The sequence below is a fragment of the Vibrio sp. HENC-03 genome, assembly GCF_000305755.2.
Classification (GTDB): domain Bacteria; phylum Pseudomonadota; class Gammaproteobacteria; order Enterobacterales; family Vibrionaceae; genus Vibrio; species Vibrio owensii.
In genome coordinates this window covers 242,182-261,715 of sequence record NZ_JH976128.1, presented here as the reverse complement: position 1 = coordinate 261,715, position 19,534 = coordinate 242,182, and the positions used below count along the sequence as shown (strand labels likewise).

Sequence of the window (19,534 nt, the reverse complement as noted above, 5' to 3'; positions counted from 1 at the left end):
TTATTTTTTGTTGTTAAACCTTAGCTTGAGCAATCGTGTCGCCATACAAGTGGCAGTTTGAGAGACGACCAGGTTCAATTTGACGCAGCTGAGTTGGTACTCGCGTACAAGCTTCATGGACACGGTCACAACGAGCTTGGAATCGACAACCTTGAGGAACTTCTAATAGGTTCAAAGGGTTGCCTGGAATACCAGTCAATTTGGTCTTAGGACCAGTTAGTGGAGGGAAAGAGCTACCCAAACCTTTTGTGTAAGGGTGGTAAGGACTTTCCAGAATTTGCTTAGAAGGCGCGACTTCAATCAGTTCACCTGAGTACATGATGCCGATGCGGTCAGAGAACTCGACCATCAATGACAAGTCATGGGTGATGAACAGAATCGAGAAGCCAAACTCTTCTTTAAGTGCATAGATTTTTTGCAGAATCTCACGTTGAACTACCACGTCTAGTGCCGTTGTAGGTTCGTCCATGATGATCATTTTCGGGTTCAGAGCCAAAGCGATAGCAATAACCAGACGCTGACGCATACCGCCAGAGAATTGGTGTGGGTAATCGCTTAGTCGGCTAGGGTGGATATCAACGATTTCCAATAGACCTTCTGCACGAACTTTGGCTTGAGCGCGGGTCATGTTGGTGTGACGCATGATTACGTCACAGAACTGCTCTTCCATCGTTAGTACTGGGTTCAAAGCGTTCATCGCACTTTGGAATACCATCGACATTTCGCTCCAGCGGAACGACTGCATACGCTCATCGCTGTATTGAAGGATATCTTCGCCATTGAAGATAACCTCACCACCAGTGATAAACGCTGGCGGCTTATGAAGGCGCATTAGCGAGAATGCAACGGTTGATTTACCACAGCCAGATTCACCTGCTAGGCCAAATACTTCGCCTGGTGCAATGTCGAAGCTGACGTTGTTACAGGCGCGGACATCGCCCGCATCTGTAATGTAGTCTACGCATAGGTTACGGATAGAAATTAGTGGTGCAGTCATGATTATTTATCTCCGCTCCATAGTGCATTTTGTGGTGCCAATTCTGGCTCACGTTCTTTCTTGTCTTGTGCTGCCATTTTCTTCCAGCGCTTCATGCCTTTGTGAGAACGAAGCTGCGGGTTAGCAATTTCATCGACTGCGAAGTTCAGTAGAGCAAGGCCTGTCACCAATAGAGTTAGTGCAATACAAGGTGCTAGAACTTCCCACCATGCGCCGATAAGCATCGCTGATGAAGTCTGTACGTTGTACAGCATGATGCCCCAACTGATGGTGTTTGCATCGCCTAGGCCTAGGAACGAAATTACCGCTTCCGTGTTGATTGCTAGCATTACCGAGCCGATGAAGCTTGCACCAACGATTGGGATTAGGTTTGGCAAAATCTCAACGAAGATGATGCGAATTGGTGACTCACCCAGTACTTCTGCGGCTTTAACGAATTCTTTTTCTCGTAGTGCCATGGTTTGAGCTCGCACAACACGTGCACCCCAAGCCCAGGAAGTACCGGCGATAATCAAGGCAATGGTGAGCGGCCCTGCCTCCCCGATAAACGCAGCGAGTACGAACAGGAGTGGTAACTGTGGAATAACCAGCATGATGTTCATTGCAGCACTCAGTACGTCATCGACACGACCGCCGAAGTAACCTGCTGAGATACCAATAACGGTTGCTAGGAAACACACGATAACACCCGCACCAAAACCCACACCTAGAGATACTCGAGCGCCATAAGCAACTTGAGACCAGATGTCACGACCCATACGAGATGTGCCTAGTACGTGGTCCGCTTTTTTCGACATAAGCAGCGTACGACGGTCATCTGCTAGGTTTTTAGCAACCCAGCCATCAGGGTTGTTTTGTGCTTGTTTTACAACAAATCCAGGGTATTCATGTGGGTTACCAGTGCGCTTATCTGGCGCGTGCTGAGTGATCAACGGAGCGGCAACGGCGACAAAGATGAATAACGAGATAATCGCCAAACCAACACGCGCGAACGCGTTACCTAAAATCAGTTTAAATAGTTCTTTCATGATTATTTGCCTCCCTTACGTAGGCGAGGGTCTAGAATCATGTACAGCATGTCAGCCATTAGGTTGAAGCACAGCATGAACATCGTCATGATGATTAGCTGACCTTGAAGTACTTGGTAGTCACGTGCGTGAATTGCGTTTAGAAGAACCGTACCTAGACCTGGGTAGTTGAAGATCATCTCGATGATTAGCTGACCACCGATTGCCATACCTAGAGACATTGAAAGTGCGGTTACACTTGGTAAAAGTGCGTTACGAGCTGCGTAGTTGAATACTACTCGGTTTTCGCTCAGACCCTTACCTTTTGCCATTGTGATGTAATCTTCAGCAAGAAGGTTGATCATGTTGTTACGCATGTTTACTAGGAAGCCACCAATCTGAACAATCGTCGCACAGAACAATGGAAGAATAGCGTGGTAACCCACGTCTTTTAGAAACTCCCAGCTTGTCCAATCTGGCACAGTACCCGGGGTGTAGGCGTAGCCTGATGGGAACCACTTAAGACCGATGGCAAAGATGAACAGCGCTAGCATCGCGATAACCATTTGTGGAATCGCTTGAATGATCAGTGTGCCCGGTGTTACGAATGCATCGTATCGGCTACCACGTTTCCAAGCTGCGAAGATACCTAGTACAGAAGCAATCGAGAACGATAGTACAACTGCAGTACCTGCTAGGAACAATGACCAACCGAATGCGCCACCTAGAAGAGAGTTAACTGAAAGCGGGTAGAACTGGATAGAAGTACCTAGCTCCCAGCTTAGAATGTTTTTGATGTACGACAGGTACTGAATGTAGATTGGACCATCTACGAAACCTAGCAGCTCTTTCATTGCTGCGATTCGCTCTGGTGTTACCTGTACTGATGCGTTAGCAAACATCATGGTAACTGGGTCACCAGGCATTGCTCGCGGAATAATGAAGTTTAACGTCGCTGCAACCAAGAGCGCGACAAGATAGAACGACAAACGTCTTAAAAAATAACCCATAACTCACACCTTACTCACCCAGATTTTTTCCCTGTTTCTGGTTTCAGGTCGCTCCTAGCGAAATTTAGAGCGAAAAATCCCCTGACGACGAGCGCCATATGTTGGTTTAGTAACAAGGGGATTTTTATAGGCGGCACACGGGATGTGCGCCGCTAGACATGAACTTCTACTTATTTAACTGGTTTTAGGTCCAGTACGTGAAGTAGACGCTCTGGGATACCAGCCCAAATGTTTGGACGGCCCTTAGGATTTTCTTCGTTCCACCAACCAGTGAAGCGAGTTGTGTTGTATTGGTACATGTAAGCACCAGACATCACAGGGATAGTCACTTGGTCTTGAGCGATGATTTGCTGAATACCGTGAGCGATTTCTAGCTGCTCTTGCTTGTCAGCTGTTTTGTAGAAGCTGTTTAGAAGACCATCTAGTTTCTCGTTCTTGTAGAAGTGCATCGCGAAGCGAGGCATACCGTCACCAGATTGTAGCGCTGAGTTGTAAGCACTGTTCCAGTAAGTGTATGGGTCTGCGCCGTGGAAGTAGTTGGTGTACGCGACGTCGTAAGTACCTTCAAGCATTGCTTGGTTGTACACAGAGAAATCTGGTGTACGAGCACGTGCTTTGATGCCTACTTCAGCAAGTTGCTCAACAGCAAGTTGTACAGTGTTGTTGAAGTCAGTCCAACCGTTTGGAGATTGGATTAGAAGCTCAAAAGACTTACCTGATGGCGTATCAACGAAACCGTCTTTGTTTACATCTTTAAAGCCAGCTTTCGCTAGAAGTTTCTTAGCGCCTTCAGCGTTGTAAGAGTTGTAACCCTTGAACTTGTCGTGAGTCTTCTCGTCAGACCAAGCTTCGAATGCGTAGCCAAGACCAGATGCGAAGTCGTTCACAGTACCGCCGCCGTAGAATGCGATATCAATGATAGTTTGACGGTCAAGAGCCATAGAGAATGCGCGACGGAAGTCAACGTTAGTTAGTGCTTCGTTCTTCGCTGCATCTGGGTTCTTGAAGTTTACTACGAACGCTTGAGTACCTGCTGGCGGGTACCAGTAGTGGTGTTTAGGGCTTGCTGCTGCGTAAGTGCGGTCGATGTCTGGAACGAATGAAGAGGTCCAGTCCATTTCGCCGTTAACAATCTTACCTAGGAACTGGTCGTTGTTCGCGATTTGAGGAACACGCAGACAGTCAACGTCTAGGTTAGCTGCATCCCAGTAGTTCGGGTTTTCACACTGGATGTACAGTTGAGGAGTGAAAGTGTCGATCACTGTGAATGGGCCAGAACCTACTGGATTTTCGTTAGTGAATGTTGATGGATCTTTCACTTTGCTCCATACGTGCTTAGGTACAACTGGTACTTTAGCAATTTCGTAAGGAACGTTTGAGTTTGCTTCGCTTAGACGGAACTTAACTTGGTAATCGTTAACTTTCTCTACGCCAGTTACCCAAGAGTTGATACCAGATTGGTCTAGCTCTGGCTTCTCTTTAACTAGGTTGAAAGAGTAAACAACGTCATCAGCGGTAAACGCTTCGCCGTCAGACCATTTTACGCCTTTACGAATATCGAAAGTTACGCTCATTAGGTCGTCAGACATTTGGAAGTTTTCTGCTAGACGGAATACCGGTGTGTTACCGTGCATTTCGTTGAAAACAACTAGTGGCTCGTAGATAAAGTCAGTAGTTGTGTGCAGGTTTGTTGCACCCAAGAAAGGGTTAAAGTTACGAACAAAAGTTGTAAACTCTTTAGGGTGGATAGTCAGTTCACTGCGCTCAGCGGCTGTAGCTACTGATGCAAAACCTGTAGTAGCCGTTGCAATAATTGCTGTTGCTAGTGCTGTTTTTTTAATATTGGCAAGCATAGCTGTTCCTTACTATTTGCTTTCATTTCACTAATGGAATTGAATGTCATCAATTGATAAACACTCTCCAAGGCCCACCTCTTCGCTCCACATTAAATTTGTTTCGCTCTAAGAGTGGCCTGTAGGCCTTAGGCAGGAGTAAGAAAACACCTTATCCACAAAATAATCAAACTCGATTCCCGTTAAAAACGTTAAAAACCGCACCAACTCCGTCATAAACGTCATTTTGTTCGTTTTTAAGCCTGGTAAGGCTAAAAAGTAAACGTTGATATGCGTCGCAGTTTATATCCACCTTAACTTTGTGTGTTAGTGTTTACTTACTCTTAATCTCTTTTAAATTAATGGTTTTGTGGGCTTGTAATGCTTTGGCGATCTGGCTCACACACGATTTTTTTGTTAATTAACTAGGTGAAATTTAATCTGCCGTTCTGTTGTGATTGACTTCGCAATCTCCATCAAATGTTGGCCTAATTTCCCTTGCTGAGTAAAAAACAGAGGTTTTTAACAGCAAAATTTGGCTGCTGATTATGCTTTTTTTATGAGGGAAAGGAAGTGTTTTTAGAGTACTTTAGGGTAATAAATTACGTCTGGAATTATCCAGAAAGTAGCCGCTCAAATTCGTACGTAGAGGGTGTCTAGAATGGCTTTTTTGATAGCTTGCTTCCAACTCTACATGAACTGATAAAAGATGAGCTAAGTGGGATATGGAGAGTAACTGAGTAGATATAGATTAGAGCTTGAGTGGTCGTCTTGCTATCTAAATCATAAAGCGTGAGTTTTAGTAGAACATATAAAAAAGCCCCGCTAAATGCGGGGCTGTTATTTGTGTGTTGTGCAACTAGCTTGTTAAAAGTCTCTGCATTTTGTCGCGCTGAGCTTCAATGTATGCTCGTTCTGGGCTCTGTTCTTTACAGTGCTCTAAGATAAACTCAATCGAGCTTAATACCGTTCTCCAACGTGGTGTTTTAGGTAATGTCTCGATACGCATGTATTTATCTAGGGTACGGGTCTGCAAGGTACTGCGGTCTAGGTAAACGCGCCACAAGCCACTTTGCTCAGCAAACGCAAACTTGGTTTCTCCGGTAACAGATTCCCAGTATTCCAATGCATGGGTCATGGTATCGACAAGAACCTCACGCAGCAGCTCTTGTTTGTCTTTCTTGTTACCCAAAGCTTTATCTGCCAAGCGTGTAAATTCTCCGCCAAGCTCTTTTAGCTTCTGAAGTTGGTCTTTGTCACCATCGAATGCGTAACATGAAAGCACTTCAACTGCCGTCTCTAGGTTGTGGATACGAGCAGCGTTAGCACCGCCGCCGACATTAAAGATGTACATTACATCCAAACCAGAGCCTTCTGGCAGTTTTAGAATGTCGGCTTCGATGTTTTGGCGAATATCTTCAATGTAGATATCAATCTTGCCACAGTAGTGAGGCTGCTTAACCGTCAAGAACTTAGGTGCGATCAATTCGTCTGCTGAAGAGCGCTTCAACTGTTCTAAGCTGCGTTTAAACAGCTTACAGGCCGCTTCATTAGCAAAGCGAATGCGTTGATCTTCACGAAGACAAATAATGGCTTCTGGTGCAGATTCTAGTTGCTCTAGTAATCGGCCTTGGGTCTCCAACAAGCTCGCTTCGACTTCTGCACGTTGGCGCAGTTCCGACTCTAATAACTTGTTTTCGATGTGTCGCATTTCCGCTTTACTTGCCGTTAGATGCGCCTGAATACGTGCCGCTAGCTCTTGTTTGTTGAATGGTTTTGTCAGGTAATCATTCGCGCCCGCTTCAAAGCCTCTCACTCGGTCCTCTGTTTGGCTTAATGCGGTCAGCATGATGATTGGTAGCTCTGCATGATCGTAAGTTTCACGAAGCTCGCTACACACTTGGTATCCACTCATTCCCGGCATCATGATGTCCAATAAAAGCAATTCTGGCTTTTCTTGTTCAATCAACGCCAGCGTTTCTGGACCATCAGAAATTGTACGAACGCGATAGCCTTCCAACCTTAGGAAGCTTTCTAGAACGCGCAGGTTAACTGGTTCATCATCGGCAACGTAAAGCAATGGACCGTCTGGGTTCTCTGGCAGAGACAAGTCATCGTTGTTCTCAAAATTTGCCTCAGGGATTTGGAAGTGCCCACGAGCGGCAAGGCTCTGTGTAGCTTGGATCTCTTCTTCACTTGCCAGCGGCAGGGTAAAGCTGAATGTGGTGCCTACCATAGGTTGACTGCTCACATACAATGAACCGCCCATCAACTCAATAAGTTGACGGCTGATTGATAGACCCAATCCCGCACCTTGACGGTAGCGACTCGCGTCTTGACCTGCTTGAATCAGAGGTTCGAAGATATGTTCTAGATGCTCTGCAGGGATGCCTTGACCTGTATCCACGACTTGCACTCGAACTTGATCGTCAACAACCATTGCTGAAATGACGATCTTACCTTCAGAGGTGTACTTGATGGCATTACCGATCAAATTGTACAGCACTTGTTCTAAGCGCTGAGGATCCGCTGAGACAGCTTTCAAATCCGCAGGCACTTGGTTAATGATGCGGATAGTCTTGTTACCCAATAGGTGACCGGAAAGCTCTAATACTAAGCGTGTGGCACTTGCTAAACTCACTGCTGACTTTTGGATATCCATGCTGCCATAGCGCATCTTGTGGTAATCCAATAAGTCATCAACGAGGTTCGCTAGGCGTTGACCACTCTTGATGATGATGTCCAATTGATATTTCTGGCTAGCCGGAATAGCCCCATTTGCGCCAGATACCAAGGTTTCTGCAATACCAACCATACCGTGTAATGGCGTGCGAAGTTCATGGGAGGTTGTCGCAAGGAACTCATCTTTCAGCTTATCAGCCAGCTGTAATTCTTCGTTTTGCTTTTGGATCAGCTTGATGTTGCTTTCTAACTCTTCATTTTGCTGCTTGATGGTTTGAATCTTTTCACGAATAGAGCGTTGCATACGCTCAAAGCTGATCGCAAGACGTCCAATCTCGTCTTTTCGTTCGGTGTTAAAGGTCGTTTCATCCAAATCACCTGCGGACACTTTCTCTGCAGCCCAAGTCAGCTTGAGGAGTGGAGAGGTGATGAAGTTAGATAAGTAATGTGAGGCGATAACTACCAATACGATCGCAATTAACATCGCAATCACAAACAGTTTTTCAAGCTGGTGGACACGCGCAAAGGCTTCTTTTTCCGGAAGTTGCACGACTAATGCCCAAGTAAGGCCACGAGTTTCAATTGGCGCAAACGCCGCAATCATCTCTTCACCTAAGCGGTTACTGTAAGTACCTACTTCAGTGTCACCGGCCAACGCTTTATCCACGATTTCTAAGCTGTTTTGGATATCTTCTTGTTTGGTATTGATGGTTCTAGGTTTGTGGTCACTACCAACAAGCAAGGTTTCAATGGATGAATCACGGTTAATTTCCGCAATAAGCTTGGTAATGCCGTTATTTGGCAAACGGAACATAGCGTAACTGTGGAGGTAGCCTTGCTGAACAATAGGCGCACCTAACCAAGCAACTTGCTTTCCGTTTTCGATATCAAAGTCAGACACGACCACTGGGGTGTAATCTTCATTGACTTTTCGGCGTGCACTGACGTCTTCTGATAAACGTTTAAAGGTACGACCTAACGCCGTCTCTTTATAGCGACCGGTTAGTAGGTTTGTGCCGTAGTTGTCATCTTTATTGATGGAGTACGTGACATTGCCGTCAATGTCGACCAACAAAATATCATTGAAATCAGAACGTTTCAGCAGTTCTAGGTACGCCCAATGGTAGCGTTTGTGGAGTAGGCGGTAGCGTTCGCTACCAACATAGTTGGACGATTCCGGCAAAATCGACGTTTTGATTTGATCGCCACTGCCTTTGATGTAGCGGTGCTGTGCGTTTTCTCTCGCTTCGTCAATATCGTGCCCTAAACGGCTAAATGCGTTGACCAAGCCGTAGAAGCGTCCGCCACTGGCATAGGCAAGTTCTGAGCGTACGAAGCCCATCACTTCCGTTTCTTGCGCAGCGAAGTAGTCAATGATCTGCTGTTGCTTAGTATCACGAACAGAGAGTAGGTGCGATGTACTCTGCTCTTGGAGATCTTTACTGTGTGATTGCAGGAAGAAAATCGCAGTGATCGTCAGGGGCGTAATACTAAGAACCAAAAATGCGGTCATTAGCGTGCTTTGCAGGCGCTTAAATTTCTGCTTTTTGTAGAATTTAAACATGGATAAGATTACAACTCGTTAAAGGGCAGCGACCGATTGGTTGGCGCTTGCCAAGGTTCTCGTTAAAAACGGGCAAGAAGTTAAATTCGATAGAATTAACAAAATTAACGAGTTTTTTTTCTTTGACAAGAAAGTTGATTGCAAAGCGTGGGTAGCGACGCAGTTTTTCTTTGAGTTGTGTAAAATTCAGCAATGGATTGCGCAGGAATTCACCTGCACAAGGAAGTGCTACGATTTTTTAGCGTAGTAGATAGAGAATTTATTGGTCTTATTTAGCGTCTCGCAATTATTGAATGCTTTCTCAATAATTGGCGGATACTGCAAGAAACTGTTCGCCACAATGACCATTTCACCGTTGGCCGTCATATACTTTGGTGCTTGACCTAACAGAGTTTCTGCTGCGTTGTAGTTTGTGTCTAAGCCACTGTGGAATGGTGGGTTACTGACAATAAAACGGTAGTCATTAGCCGTGTCTGAGTAGATATCTGAGGCAAAAACACGACCTGATAACCCATTCGCTTCGAGTGTTGCTTGGCTAGAGGTAATGGCATAAGCGTTAATATCACACATCTCAATCGCAATCTCTGGGTTTGCTTGAGCCATAAATGCACCCAGCACACCAGCACCACAACCAAAGTCCAGCACCTTGCCTGAAAGTTTTGGTAAGGTTTCCAACAGAAGACGACTGCCTAGGTCAAACTCACCATGGCTGAATACGCCAGGTAGGCTCTTAACGGTAAGTGATTGTTCACCGAGTGTAATTTCGTAAGATTTAAACCAGTCGACTTGATTGAAAGGCTTTGGCTGGTTAAGGCAAGTTCCCCAGTAAAATGAACAGCGACGAGCGGTGTCGTACTTCTTCACGGGACCGTACTCTTTGAACATCTTCTCGATGCTTTTTACACCTGAACGGTTTTCACCAACCACAACGATTTCTGTATTGATGCCTAACTTAGCCATCAACATCGCTAGCAGATATTCCGCTTCAGCTTTAGCTTTTGGCCAATATAAAAGGACCATGTCTGCTTGTGTTTCAACGTCAAACTCAGAACCAAAATGACTTTTCACTTTGTCAGAGGTTTGAATTTGGCGATAGTAACTGTAGTTGGAAGTAAACACTTCTACAGATTCGCAATGCTCCACTAACTCTAGCGGGAACAAGTCTTCAACTTCTCCTGCGACTAAAACGTGTTTTCCGTTGAAATACTCAAATTGGCGCTGAGCAATTTGGCTAGGTGCGATGTAAGCAGACATAAATTCGGTTCATCAGAAATAATTAGGGGCAGATTTTCGCACAATCTGCCCCAAGCTTGAAGTGCTTAAGCGATGACTAGCTGTTGTCTTGTTGGTTGAGGAAGTCTTTGAACTCCTCCTCGTAGATATTAAACAGCACCATGGTCACGGCAAAGATCAATGGACCATAGATAAGACCAATCAAACCAAACAGATGCAGACCTCCCAGTAACGAGAAGAAGATCATAAGGGTGTTCATGCCGGCGCTACCTTGCATTAGCAGCGGACGCAATAGGTTATCAATAGAGCCAACCACGACCACACTCCACACCGTTAGGAAAATGGCCCAAGTCGTATCACCAGTTAGGAACAAGTAAGCGGCTGCTGGAATCCAAATTAACGCGGTACCAACGACCGGAATGAAAGACGCGAAGCCCATCATCGTGCCCCAGAACAGGCCAGGGAAGCCGGCCAACCACATGCCAATACCACCCGCAAAACCTTGAGCTATTGCGGTCAAGAATGACCCCATAACTGCGGATTTCGATACTTGTTCAATCTCGGTCAGAATCTTGTCTTCTTGGCTACGAGAAAGCGGCAAGATGTGGCGCATTGCTGAGATGATCTTATCGTGATCACGCAACAGGAAGAACAACACAAACAGCATCAGGAAGAAGTCCATCAGGAAGTTCGTCGCATCACCAAGGATTTTTGCACTGATAGCAACAAGGTTTGAGCCAAATGATGTGGCGAATTGACCAATTTTCTCTGCGATAGCTTGAGGTTCTATTTTATCGAAAGGTAAGTACTCATTAACCAGCGCTAAACCTTTGACTACCCAAGGGTGTTGGAAGATATCTTGGATTCCACCATTGGTCACCCACTTATAGGTGTTTTGAGAAAAGACGGAACCTTGCTGAACGATGGCAGCAAAGACAAACAACAATGGAATCACAATAATAAAGGTTAGAACCACACAAGAGAGTAGTGAGACCAAGTTTTTATGGTTAGGCATTTTGCTCTCAAACCACTCATGTATTGGGAACATAAGTAGCGAGATGATAAAGGCCATTACGATTGAGTTTACGTAGGGTTCAACCAATAAATAGCAGGCAAAAGCAGCGGCGAGTAGTGCAACAACTAACACTCGGTGACTCGACGTGATTTTTACATTGTTCGGCATGGGATTAATCCAACTTACGGATGATGTTACGGCTAGCGCTTTATACCACAGCGTCAAACCTTTATTACTTTGCACCGACGATTCTTTCAAGCTTATGACATAGCTGAATTGGGAAGGTGCAACGGACCTTGTTATAATGACCACAAATCAGGCAGTTATCAATCAAGAGATAGAAAAATGGGTTGTTGTAACGGTGACAAGAAGTGTCAGAGTGAGAAGAAAAACAAACGCATACCGTGGTTTGGTATTGTTATCGGCGTACTCGCTATTCTCGTGATTTTTAATTGGCAAGCATAGCTCAGACAATAAAAAAGGACCCTGAAGGTCCTTTTTTGCTTTTGGTGTGCGAGTAAAAAGCTTACTTAGCTTCTTCTGCTAGAATCGCGAAACAGCGATCTGCTGCTTCTAGTGTTGCGTCGATTTCTTTTGAACCATGAGCAAGAGAAGTAAAGCTTGCTTCGAATGCTGATGGTGCAAGGTATACACCGTGTTTTAGCATTAGGTGGAAGAAACGTTTGAAGCGCTCAACGTCGCACTTAGTCACGTCTTCGTAGCACGTTACGGTTTCTTGGTCTGTGAAGAAGAAGCCAAACATGCCGCCCACTTGGTTTACTACCATTGGGATACCGTGTTTCTCAGCAAGTGCTTTGAAGCCTTCAGCAAGCTGTTTTGTTTTCGCCGCAAGACGTTTCTCGTTGCCTTCTTCTTTTAGAAGGTTCAAGCATGCAAAGCCCGCAGCCATCGCCACAGGGTTACCTGAAAGCGTACCAGCTTGGTAAACAGGACCTGTCGGCGCTACGTATTGCATTACTTCTTTACGACCACCGAAAGCGCCCACTGGCATGCCGCCACCGATCACTTTACCTAGAGTCGTTAGGTCTGGTTTGATGTTGTAGTGTGCTTGTGCGCCGCCTAGTGCTACGCGGAAGCCTGTCATTACTTCATCAAAAATCAGTAGCGCGCCTTCTTGGTCACAGATTTCACGAAGACCTTCGTGGAAACCTTCTACTGGTGGGATACAGTTCATGTTGCCCGCTACTGGCTCAACGATGATACATGCGATTTCGCCTTTGTTTGCTGCGAATAGTTCACGTACTGAATCTAGGTCGTTGAATGTTGCCGTTAGCGTATGCTTAGCAAAATCTGCAGGAACGCCAGGAGAGCTTGGTTGACCTAGAGTTAGTGCGCCAGAACCCGCTTTTACTAGCAAGCTGTCAGCGTGGCCGTGGTAACAACCTTCAAATTTCATGATCTTGTCACGACCAGTGAAGCCACGAGCTAGACGGATAGCACTCATGGTTGCTTCTGTACCAGAGCTCACCATGCGGATTTGTTCCATTGATGGCACTAGCTCAGATACAAGCTCAGCCATCGCAATTTCCATCTCAGTTGGTGCACCGAAACTTAGGCCGCGTTGTGCTGCATCGATAACCGCTTCACGGATTACTGCGTGGTTATGACCTAGAATCATAGGACCCCAAGAGCCAACGTAATCAATGTACGCTTTACCATCGGCATCAAAAATCAGGGCACCGTCTGCTCGTTCGATAAATAGCGGAGAACCGCCAACGCCGTTGAATGCACGAACTGGTGAGTTCACACCGCCAGGAATGGTTTGCTGAGCCTTTTGATATAGCTCTGATGATTTGGTCATGGGGTTATCCTCTTTTGATTGCTCGGACCAAGTGGAGCGCATTGTACCTAGCTAATCTCAAGTTAGAAACGTTTTGGGTAATTTATGTGTTGTCTGGCGTTGTAATCTTACATATCAGCATCGGATATAAAGAATCGGCGGTGAATACTTGAACGAGTTGGTCAGGTATTGGATAATCGCTCTAATTAGCACAAATTTGACGTCTTGCTTCAGGCTTGACGCATTACACGAGTGAGAGAGGTCTTCGTGAGCGAAGTAAACGTACCATTATCTTTTTCTGATGCCGCGGCATCTCGCGTTCAAACGTTGATTGCGGAAGAAGAAAACCCAGCGCTGAAATTACGCGTATACATTACTGGTGGTGGCTGTAGTGGTTTCCAATACGGCTTCACATTTGATGAGAACGTAAATGAAGGCGACACAACAATCGTAAACAGTGGTGTAACACTGGTTGTAGACCCAATGAGCCTGCAATACCTAATCGGTGGCGTGGTTGATTACACAGAAGGTTTAGAAGGAGCTCGCTTCTTCGTCAATAACCCAAATGCGACGACAACTTGTGGTTGTGGTGCATCATTCAGTGTTTAATTAACACGACAACAGGCAGCCAATTGGCTGCCTGAGTTTTACGTAGCAGGAAGTCACGTAAACGCACTCCCAGTTCCAAAGAGAGCTGAGAGCTAAAAATAAAAAGGACTTTGTATGTCTGGATCTTCTTTTGGACGTCGTATTGTAGAGCGTCCATGGCTAGTCTCTCTAACGCTTGTGATCGCTTTAGCTGCTTGGCTCGCAATGGGTCAACTTAAAGCACAAGACGAAACGTTTTCTCCTTCAAACACTCAAGCTGAAGACACACCTGTTGCTAAGGTGATGTTCAACTCTTTTACCGCCCAACCAACCAGCAAAACCATTGAACTGTACGGCCGTACTGCGCCAAATCGACAAGCTCGTCTAGGGGCTGAGGTCGCAGGTAAGATCATCAGTTTGAATGTGCAAAAAGGGCAAAGCGTGAAGCAAGGGCAGGTGATTGCCAATATTGATGAGCGTGACCTCGATATTCAGCTTAAACGCGCCAAAGCGATGCTGCGTGTTAAAGAAAAAGAGTTTAAAGCCGCAGAGTCTCTGAAAAATCGAGGCTTACAGGGTGAAGTTGCGTTTGCCACAGCGCAAGCTGCCTTGGTTGATGCACGAGCAAATCTAAGTAACGTTGAAACTGCACTCAAAAACACCAAAGTAAGAGCGCCTTTCGATGGCATTCTTGACCATAGATTCGTTGAAGTTGGTGACTTTGTTGGTGTTGGCGATCCGATTGCCACCGTTATTGACCTTGAGAAGTTAGTCATCGAAGCGGACGTTAGCGAGCGTCATATTCAGTATTTAAAAGAAGGCCAAGTCGCTGACGTTCGTACTATTAACAACGTTCACCATCAAGGCACGATTCGTTATATCGGACGTGTGTCTTCGACTTCAACCAATACGTTCCCAATTGAGATCGAAATTGATAACCGTGAGAGTGCAATGCCGGCGGGGATCAGTGCCGAAGTCGTGTTGTCTTTGAGCGAAGTGTTGGCCGTAAAAGTGACCGCAGCCATGCTCGCGCTCGATGAAGAAGGCAACCTTGGCATCAAGACACTGCGTGATCAGCATGTCCATTTTGTTCCTATTCAACTTGTGAAAGCCGAAAAAGATGGCGTTTGGTTGTCTGGATTGGGCGACCAAGTGGACATCATTGTGCTCGGACAAGGTTTTGCGCGTGATGGTGATTTAGTGATGGCGACCAAGGTGGATGACGCCATCGAAGCCGCGAATCAGCAGTAAGGGGGCAATATGTTTGCTTTGATTGATGCTGCGTTATCGCGTGCACGTACCATGCTCACCTTATTAGTAATGATTTTGATTGCTGGTGTGATCACCTACATTACGATTCCCAAAGAGTCGAGCCCCGATATCACCATCCCAATTATTTATGTTTCCGTTGGGCACCAAGGTATTTCGCCAACTGATGCTGAACGTTTATTGGTACGCCCAATAGAGCAAGAGTTGCGTTCGATCGAAGGCGTAAAAGAAATGACTGCTGTAGCTTCAGAAGGTCATGCCTCGGTCACGCTTGAATTTAGTGTGGGCGTCGATCTGGCCGAAGCGATGGCGGATGTGCGCGACGCTGTGGATCTTGCCAAACCTAAATTGCCTGAAGACAGTGATGAGCCAACCGTAAATGAAGTGACGTTCGCATCAGAAGAACCAGTTTTGACGGTGGTCTTGTATGGCACGGTGCCCGAGCGCACTACCGTACAAATCGCTCGCGCATTGCGAGATAAGTTAGAGAGCTATCGTCAGGTGTTAGAAGTCGATATTGCTGGTGATCGTGAAGATATCGTAGAGATCGTGGTCGATCCGTTGTTGATGGAAAGCTACGGTTTGGATCAAGCTGACATCTACAACTTGATTGCTCTTAACAACCGAGTCGTAGCTGCGGGTTTTGTCGATACGGGATATGGTCGTTTCTCGGTTAAAGTTCCTTCTGTGTTTGACTCTCTTAAAGACGTACTAGAACTACCTATCAAGGTGAACGGTAAAGAGGTGATTACCTTTGGTGATGTTGCGACGGTGCGTAGGGCATTTCGCGATCCTGAGAGTTTTGCTCGTTTAGATGGTAACCCTGCTGTTGTACTCAACGTCAAAAAACGCGCGGGTGAAAACATCATTGAGACGGTTGAGTTAGTCAAACAAGTGATGCTTGAGGCACAAAAGCGTTCAGAGTGGCCGAATAACCTACAAGTCAAATACACGTGGGATCAGTCTGATGACGTCAAACTGATGCTCAACGATCTACAAAACAACATTCTGTCAGCCATCATTCTTGTCGTCATTGTTATCATCGCGATACTTGGTGTGCGAACCGCTCTCTTGGTTGGTATCTCAATTCCCGGTTCTTTCCTCACGGGCTTGTTAGTGCTGTCGGTGTTTGGCTTAACAGTCAACATTGTGGTGCTCTTCGCGCTTATTATGGCGGTAGGTATGCTGGTGGATGGCGCTATCGTAGTGACCGAATTCGCTGATAGACGGATGCAAGAAGGTACGCCACGTAAAGAAGCATACCGAGACGCGGCAAAACGGATGGCTTGGCCTATTACGGCATCGACTGCGACGACCCTTGCTGCGTTTGCTCCTTTATTGTTTTGGCCAGATATTACTGGCGAATTCATGAAGTACTTGCCGTTAACGTTGATCGCAACACTGACCGCCTCACTGATGATGGCGCTACTTTTTGTTCCGGTGATTGGTGGGATTATTGGTAAGCCCCAAGTTGTGAATCCAAAAAGCCAGCAAGAGATGGTTGATCTGCATAATGGTGAGTTTGATAAAGCCACTGGCATCACCAAGCTCTATTACAAGACGCTTTCGATTGCGATTCGTCACCCGTTAAAAGTATTGTTCAGTGCGATTTTGCTCGCGGGTGGTGTTGGCTTTACTTATAGCAAAGCGGGCTTAGGCGCTGAATTCTTCCCAGAAGTTGACCCTGCATTCTTTACCGTCAAGGTGCGTTCTTACGGTGATTTGTCGATCAACGAAAAAGACGTCGTGATGAAAGAGATCGAAAAAGTCATGCTAGGGCATGATGAGTTTGAAAGTGTCTACACGCGTACCGGAACGGATTCAAATGATGGCGATGAGATTGGTCAGATTCAGATTACCCCTGTTGACTGGCAATATCGTCGCAAAGTGAAAGACATCATTGAAGAGCTTAAACAGACTACCAATCAATTCTCAGGCGTGGAGTTGGAGTACAAATTCCCCGATGCTGGTCCGCCAGTAGAGCATGATCTCGTTATTGAAATGTCGGCGCAAAATTCAAGCATTGACCAGTTAGACAGTGCAGCCAAAATGGTTCGTTACTGGGCTGATCGTAATCCAGCTTTAACTAACTTGAGTGATACCACTAATAAAGAAGGGATTGATTGGCAGATTGATATCCGCAGAGACGATGCTTCTCGCTTTGCTGCTGATGCGACTTTGGTTGGTAATACTGTCCAGTTTGTGACTAACGGTTTGAAGATTGGTGATTATCTGCCCGATGATGCCGATGAAGAAGTCGATATCTTAGTGCGTTATCCGCAAGAGAAGCGGGATATCGGCCGCTTTGATCAATTACGCGTGAAAACGGCGGCTGGCTTAGTTCCGATCACTAACTTTGCGCAGATTAAGCCTGATCACAAACAAGATACGATTCGACGTGTTGATGGCCGACGCGTAGTGAACATCAAAGCAGACATGGTTGAGGGTTATAACCTTGCCCTTGAATTACCAAAGATAACTGCAGAAGTAGAGCAGTTGGGCTTGCCTGCTGGTATTGAGTTTAAAATTCGCGGTCAAAACGAGGAGCAAGAGAACTCTTCTGCGTTTTTACAAAGTGCTTTCATGGTTGCACTAGGTGTGATGGCTTTGATCCTGATTACTCAATTCAACAGCTTCTACCAAGCATTTTTGATTTTAAGTGCTGTGTTGTTCTCTACGGTTGGCGTATTTGCCGGCTTGCTCATCTTCCAAAAACCGTTCGGCATCATTATGTCGGGGATTGGGGTGATTGCGCTGGCTGGTATTGTTGTAAACAACAACATCGTATTGATCGACACTTACAATCAAATGCGTAGACGCGGTTTAGAGAAATCAGATGCGATTCTACGTACTGGGGTGCAACGTCTTCGCCCCGTGTTGTTAACCACAGTCACTACCATTCTTGGCTTACTGCCAATGGTGTTAGAGATGAACATCGACTTAGTGAATCAGAAGATTGAGTTTGGTGCGCCAAGCACACAATGGTGGTCTCAGTTGGCAACCGCAGTTGCGGGCGGTTTGGCTTTTGCTACGGTGTTGACGTTGGTGCTTACGCCTTGTCTTCTAATGCTTGGTCGCGAACACAACCTTGATGAAAAAGAACCACAAACAAAAGAGGCAGCTTAGGCTGCCTCTTGGGTGTTGTTCTAAACAATCATATCTTTTTACTTCATCGCGAGTAACTTACTGTAGCGATCCAGCTTCGCCATGCTGATTTTGGCATTCGCCATGAAGGTTTGCTTCGCTTTACCCGTTAAAGACTTCGATTGCGGCAGCTTCACGGTTCTTGGGTTCTTATGAACCCCGTTAACCAAGAACTCGTAGTGCAGGTGTGGACCGGTTACACGGCCAGTACCGCCTAAAGTACCGATGGTTTGCCCTTGTTTCACTCGTTGCCCTGTTTTCACTGTGCGTTTCGTCAAGTGCAGATACTTAGTGATGTAGGTGTTGCTGTGTTTGATAAACACATAGTTGCCGTTGAATTTGTTATAAGCAGACTTTTGTACCACACCATTACCAGCAGCCCAAATTGGCGTACCAACTGGTGCAGCGTAATCGGTGCCTCGGTGAGGACGAACTCTGCCCGTTACAGGGTGTAAACGGCGGGGGTTAAAGTTAGAGCTCACACGGCGGAAATCCAGAGGAGCGCGCAAGAACGCTTTCTTCATTGCTCTGCCATTTTCATCGAAGTACTTACCGCTCTTCTCATCTAAAATCGCAGTGAAGGTATCACCTTGGTTTTTAAAGACTGCGGCGATAATCTTGCCACGTCCAATAACCTCACCCTCGACGACTTCTTCTTGATAAAGCACGCGGAAGGTGTCGTTTTTACGAATGTCCAAAGCAAAGTCGATGTCCCAGCCAAAGATGCCGGCTAATTCCATAATTTGGTTCGCATTCAAGCCTGATGAGATGCCTGCATTCCAGAAGTTGGATTTGATGGTCGCTTCTGCGTAGTTGAACTGGTAATCGACTTCTTTCTTGTCCACTTCAGAAACGTATTTGCTGCCTTGCAGCTTTATACGGAAAGTTTCGAAGGCATTGAGTGTACGTTTAAGTTGAATAAAGTCGTTGTTTTCATCAAAGCCAAATTGGAGTCTATCGCCAGGACGAAGTCGAGTGAGTTGTTGTTTGATTTCTTTATCGGAAGTAATCAGTTCATGTAAAAGACGAGGCGATAGACCAACGCGCTGAAACAGGACTGCAGCGCTCTCACCATTTTTGACTTTATACGTTTCCCAGCGCAAAACAGAAGGGAGGTTAGAAGAAGTGCTGCGCTCGGGTGATTCTACGGAAATCGGTACCGAATAATGCTCACCAACTTTGAGTCGGCTTTGCTGCGGATCGAGGTCTTGCGGATCGGGTAAGAAAAACAGCGCGACAATGATAAGCGCACTAAAAAAACCGATCAGTACTTTGTGCAAGAGTGGTAGTCGGACAAAAATCGAATGCATGAGGTACTTGATTACTAAATTAAACGTAAAAATTGACAACTACCTAGTCTAACGTGTTTCAAAATGCATCGCTATTCAAGTA

At 45.9% G+C, this 19,534-nt stretch carries 12 protein-coding genes; 3 read left to right on the top strand and 9 right to left on the bottom strand.

What is annotated here, in order from left to right; translation table 11 throughout:
* Positions 1-13: 13 nt before the first annotated feature.
* The 8 genes from VCHENC03_RS03880 to hemL form a co-directional block, all read right to left on the bottom strand.
* Positions 14-997 carry an ABC transporter ATP-binding protein gene (locus tag VCHENC03_RS03880; protein ID WP_005439411.1) on the bottom strand — a complete coding sequence of 328 codons (984 nt, stop codon included), beginning with the start codon at positions 995-997 and terminating at the stop codon, positions 14-16.
* 2 nt (positions 998-999) lie between these two features.
* The gene (locus VCHENC03_RS03885; RefSeq protein ID WP_005439412.1) at positions 1,000-2,025 is read right to left on the bottom strand and encodes an ABC transporter permease; all 1,026 of its coding nucleotides are present in this window, start codon (positions 2,023-2,025) and stop codon (positions 1,000-1,002) included.
* Positions 2,026-2,027: 2 nt separating this feature from the next.
* On the bottom strand, positions 2,028-3,014 hold the full coding sequence (locus VCHENC03_RS03890; RefSeq protein ID WP_005425282.1) for an ABC transporter permease: 987 nt from the start codon (positions 3,012-3,014) through the stop codon (positions 2,028-2,030).
* A gap of 170 nt (positions 3,015-3,184) precedes the next feature.
* Positions 3,185-4,867 carry an ABC transporter substrate-binding protein gene (locus VCHENC03_RS03895; protein ID WP_009707539.1) on the bottom strand — a complete coding sequence of 561 codons (1,683 nt, stop codon included), beginning with the start codon at positions 4,865-4,867 and terminating at the stop codon, positions 3,185-3,187.
* A gap of 838 nt (positions 4,868-5,705) precedes the next feature.
* Positions 5,706-9,092, bottom strand: coding sequence for a response regulator (locus tag VCHENC03_RS03900; protein ID WP_005439415.1), 3,387 nt, complete (start codon positions 9,090-9,092; stop codon positions 5,706-5,708).
* A gap of 228 nt (positions 9,093-9,320) precedes the next feature.
* Positions 9,321-10,346 (bottom strand): 16S rRNA (guanine(1207)-N(2))-methyltransferase RsmC, encoded by a 1,026-nt coding sequence (rsmC, locus tag VCHENC03_RS03905; RefSeq protein WP_009707538.1) that lies wholly within the window; start codon positions 10,344-10,346, stop codon positions 9,321-9,323.
* A gap of 76 nt (positions 10,347-10,422) precedes the next feature.
* Entirely contained in the window at positions 10,423-11,508 is a 1,086-nt protein-coding gene (locus VCHENC03_RS03910) for an AI-2E family transporter (protein ID WP_009707537.1), read from the bottom strand.
* A 358-nt stretch (positions 11,509-11,866) separates the two neighbouring features.
* Positions 11,867-13,162 (bottom strand): glutamate-1-semialdehyde 2,1-aminomutase, encoded by a 1,296-nt coding sequence (hemL, locus tag VCHENC03_RS03915; RefSeq protein WP_009707535.1) that lies wholly within the window; start codon positions 13,160-13,162, stop codon positions 11,867-11,869.
* Positions 13,163-13,408: 246 nt separating this feature from the next.
* Between hemL and erpA the strand changes: the two genes are divergently transcribed.
* From erpA to VCHENC03_RS03930, 3 genes are all read left to right on the top strand, one after another.
* Positions 13,409-13,750, top strand: a complete 342-nt coding sequence (gene erpA / locus VCHENC03_RS03920) for an iron-sulfur cluster insertion protein ErpA (protein ID WP_005439421.1) — start codon at positions 13,409-13,411, stop codon at positions 13,748-13,750.
* 114 nt (positions 13,751-13,864) lie between these two features.
* A complete protein-coding gene (locus tag VCHENC03_RS03925; protein ID WP_009707534.1) occupies positions 13,865-14,980 on the top strand; it encodes an efflux RND transporter periplasmic adaptor subunit in 1,116 nt (371 codons plus the stop codon).
* Between the two features lie 9 nt (positions 14,981-14,989).
* Positions 14,990-18,124, top strand: coding sequence for an efflux RND transporter permease subunit (locus VCHENC03_RS03930; RefSeq protein ID WP_009707533.1), 3,135 nt, complete (start codon positions 14,990-14,992; stop codon positions 18,122-18,124).
* Between the two features lie 38 nt (positions 18,125-18,162).
* Here VCHENC03_RS03930 and VCHENC03_RS03935 read toward each other — a convergent pair whose 3' ends face one another.
* Positions 18,163-19,452, bottom strand: a complete 1,290-nt coding sequence (locus VCHENC03_RS03935; RefSeq protein WP_005439427.1) for a peptidoglycan DD-metalloendopeptidase family protein — start codon at positions 19,450-19,452, stop codon at positions 18,163-18,165.
* Between the last annotated feature and the right edge of the window lie 82 nt (positions 19,453-19,534).

Bases quoted from the DNA above. Each gene is read 5' to 3' on its own strand.
- VCHENC03_RS03880 (WP_005439411.1), bottom strand. From the start codon at position 997: ATGACTGCACCACTAATTTCTATCCGTAACCTATGCGTAGACTACATT.
- VCHENC03_RS03885 (WP_005439412.1), bottom strand. From the start codon at position 2,025: ATGAAAGAACTATTTAAACTGATTTTAGGTAACGCGTTCGCGCGTGTT.
- VCHENC03_RS03890 (WP_005425282.1), bottom strand. From the start codon at position 3,014: ATGGGTTATTTTTTAAGACGTTTGTCGTTCTATCTTGTCGCGCTCTTG.
- VCHENC03_RS03895 (WP_009707539.1), bottom strand. From the start codon at position 4,867: ATGCTTGCCAATATTAAAAAAACAGCACTAGCAACAGCAATTATTGCA.
- VCHENC03_RS03900 (WP_005439415.1), bottom strand. From the start codon at position 9,092: ATGTTTAAATTCTACAAAAAGCAGAAATTTAAGCGCCTGCAAAGCACG.
- rsmC (WP_009707538.1), bottom strand. From the start codon at position 10,346: ATGTCTGCTTACATCGCACCTAGCCAAATTGCTCAGCGCCAATTTGAG.
- VCHENC03_RS03910 (WP_009707537.1), bottom strand. From the start codon at position 11,508: ATGCCGAACAATGTAAAAATCACGTCGAGTCACCGAGTGTTAGTTGTT.
- hemL (WP_009707535.1), bottom strand. From the start codon at position 13,162: ATGACCAAATCATCAGAGCTATATCAAAAGGCTCAGCAAACCATTCCT.
- VCHENC03_RS03925 (WP_009707534.1), top strand. From the start codon at position 13,865: ATGTCTGGATCTTCTTTTGGACGTCGTATTGTAGAGCGTCCATGGCTA.
- VCHENC03_RS03930 (WP_009707533.1), top strand. From the start codon at position 14,990: ATGTTTGCTTTGATTGATGCTGCGTTATCGCGTGCACGTACCATGCTC.
- VCHENC03_RS03935 (WP_005439427.1), bottom strand. From the start codon at position 19,452: ATGCATTCGATTTTTGTCCGACTACCACTCTTGCACAAAGTACTGATC.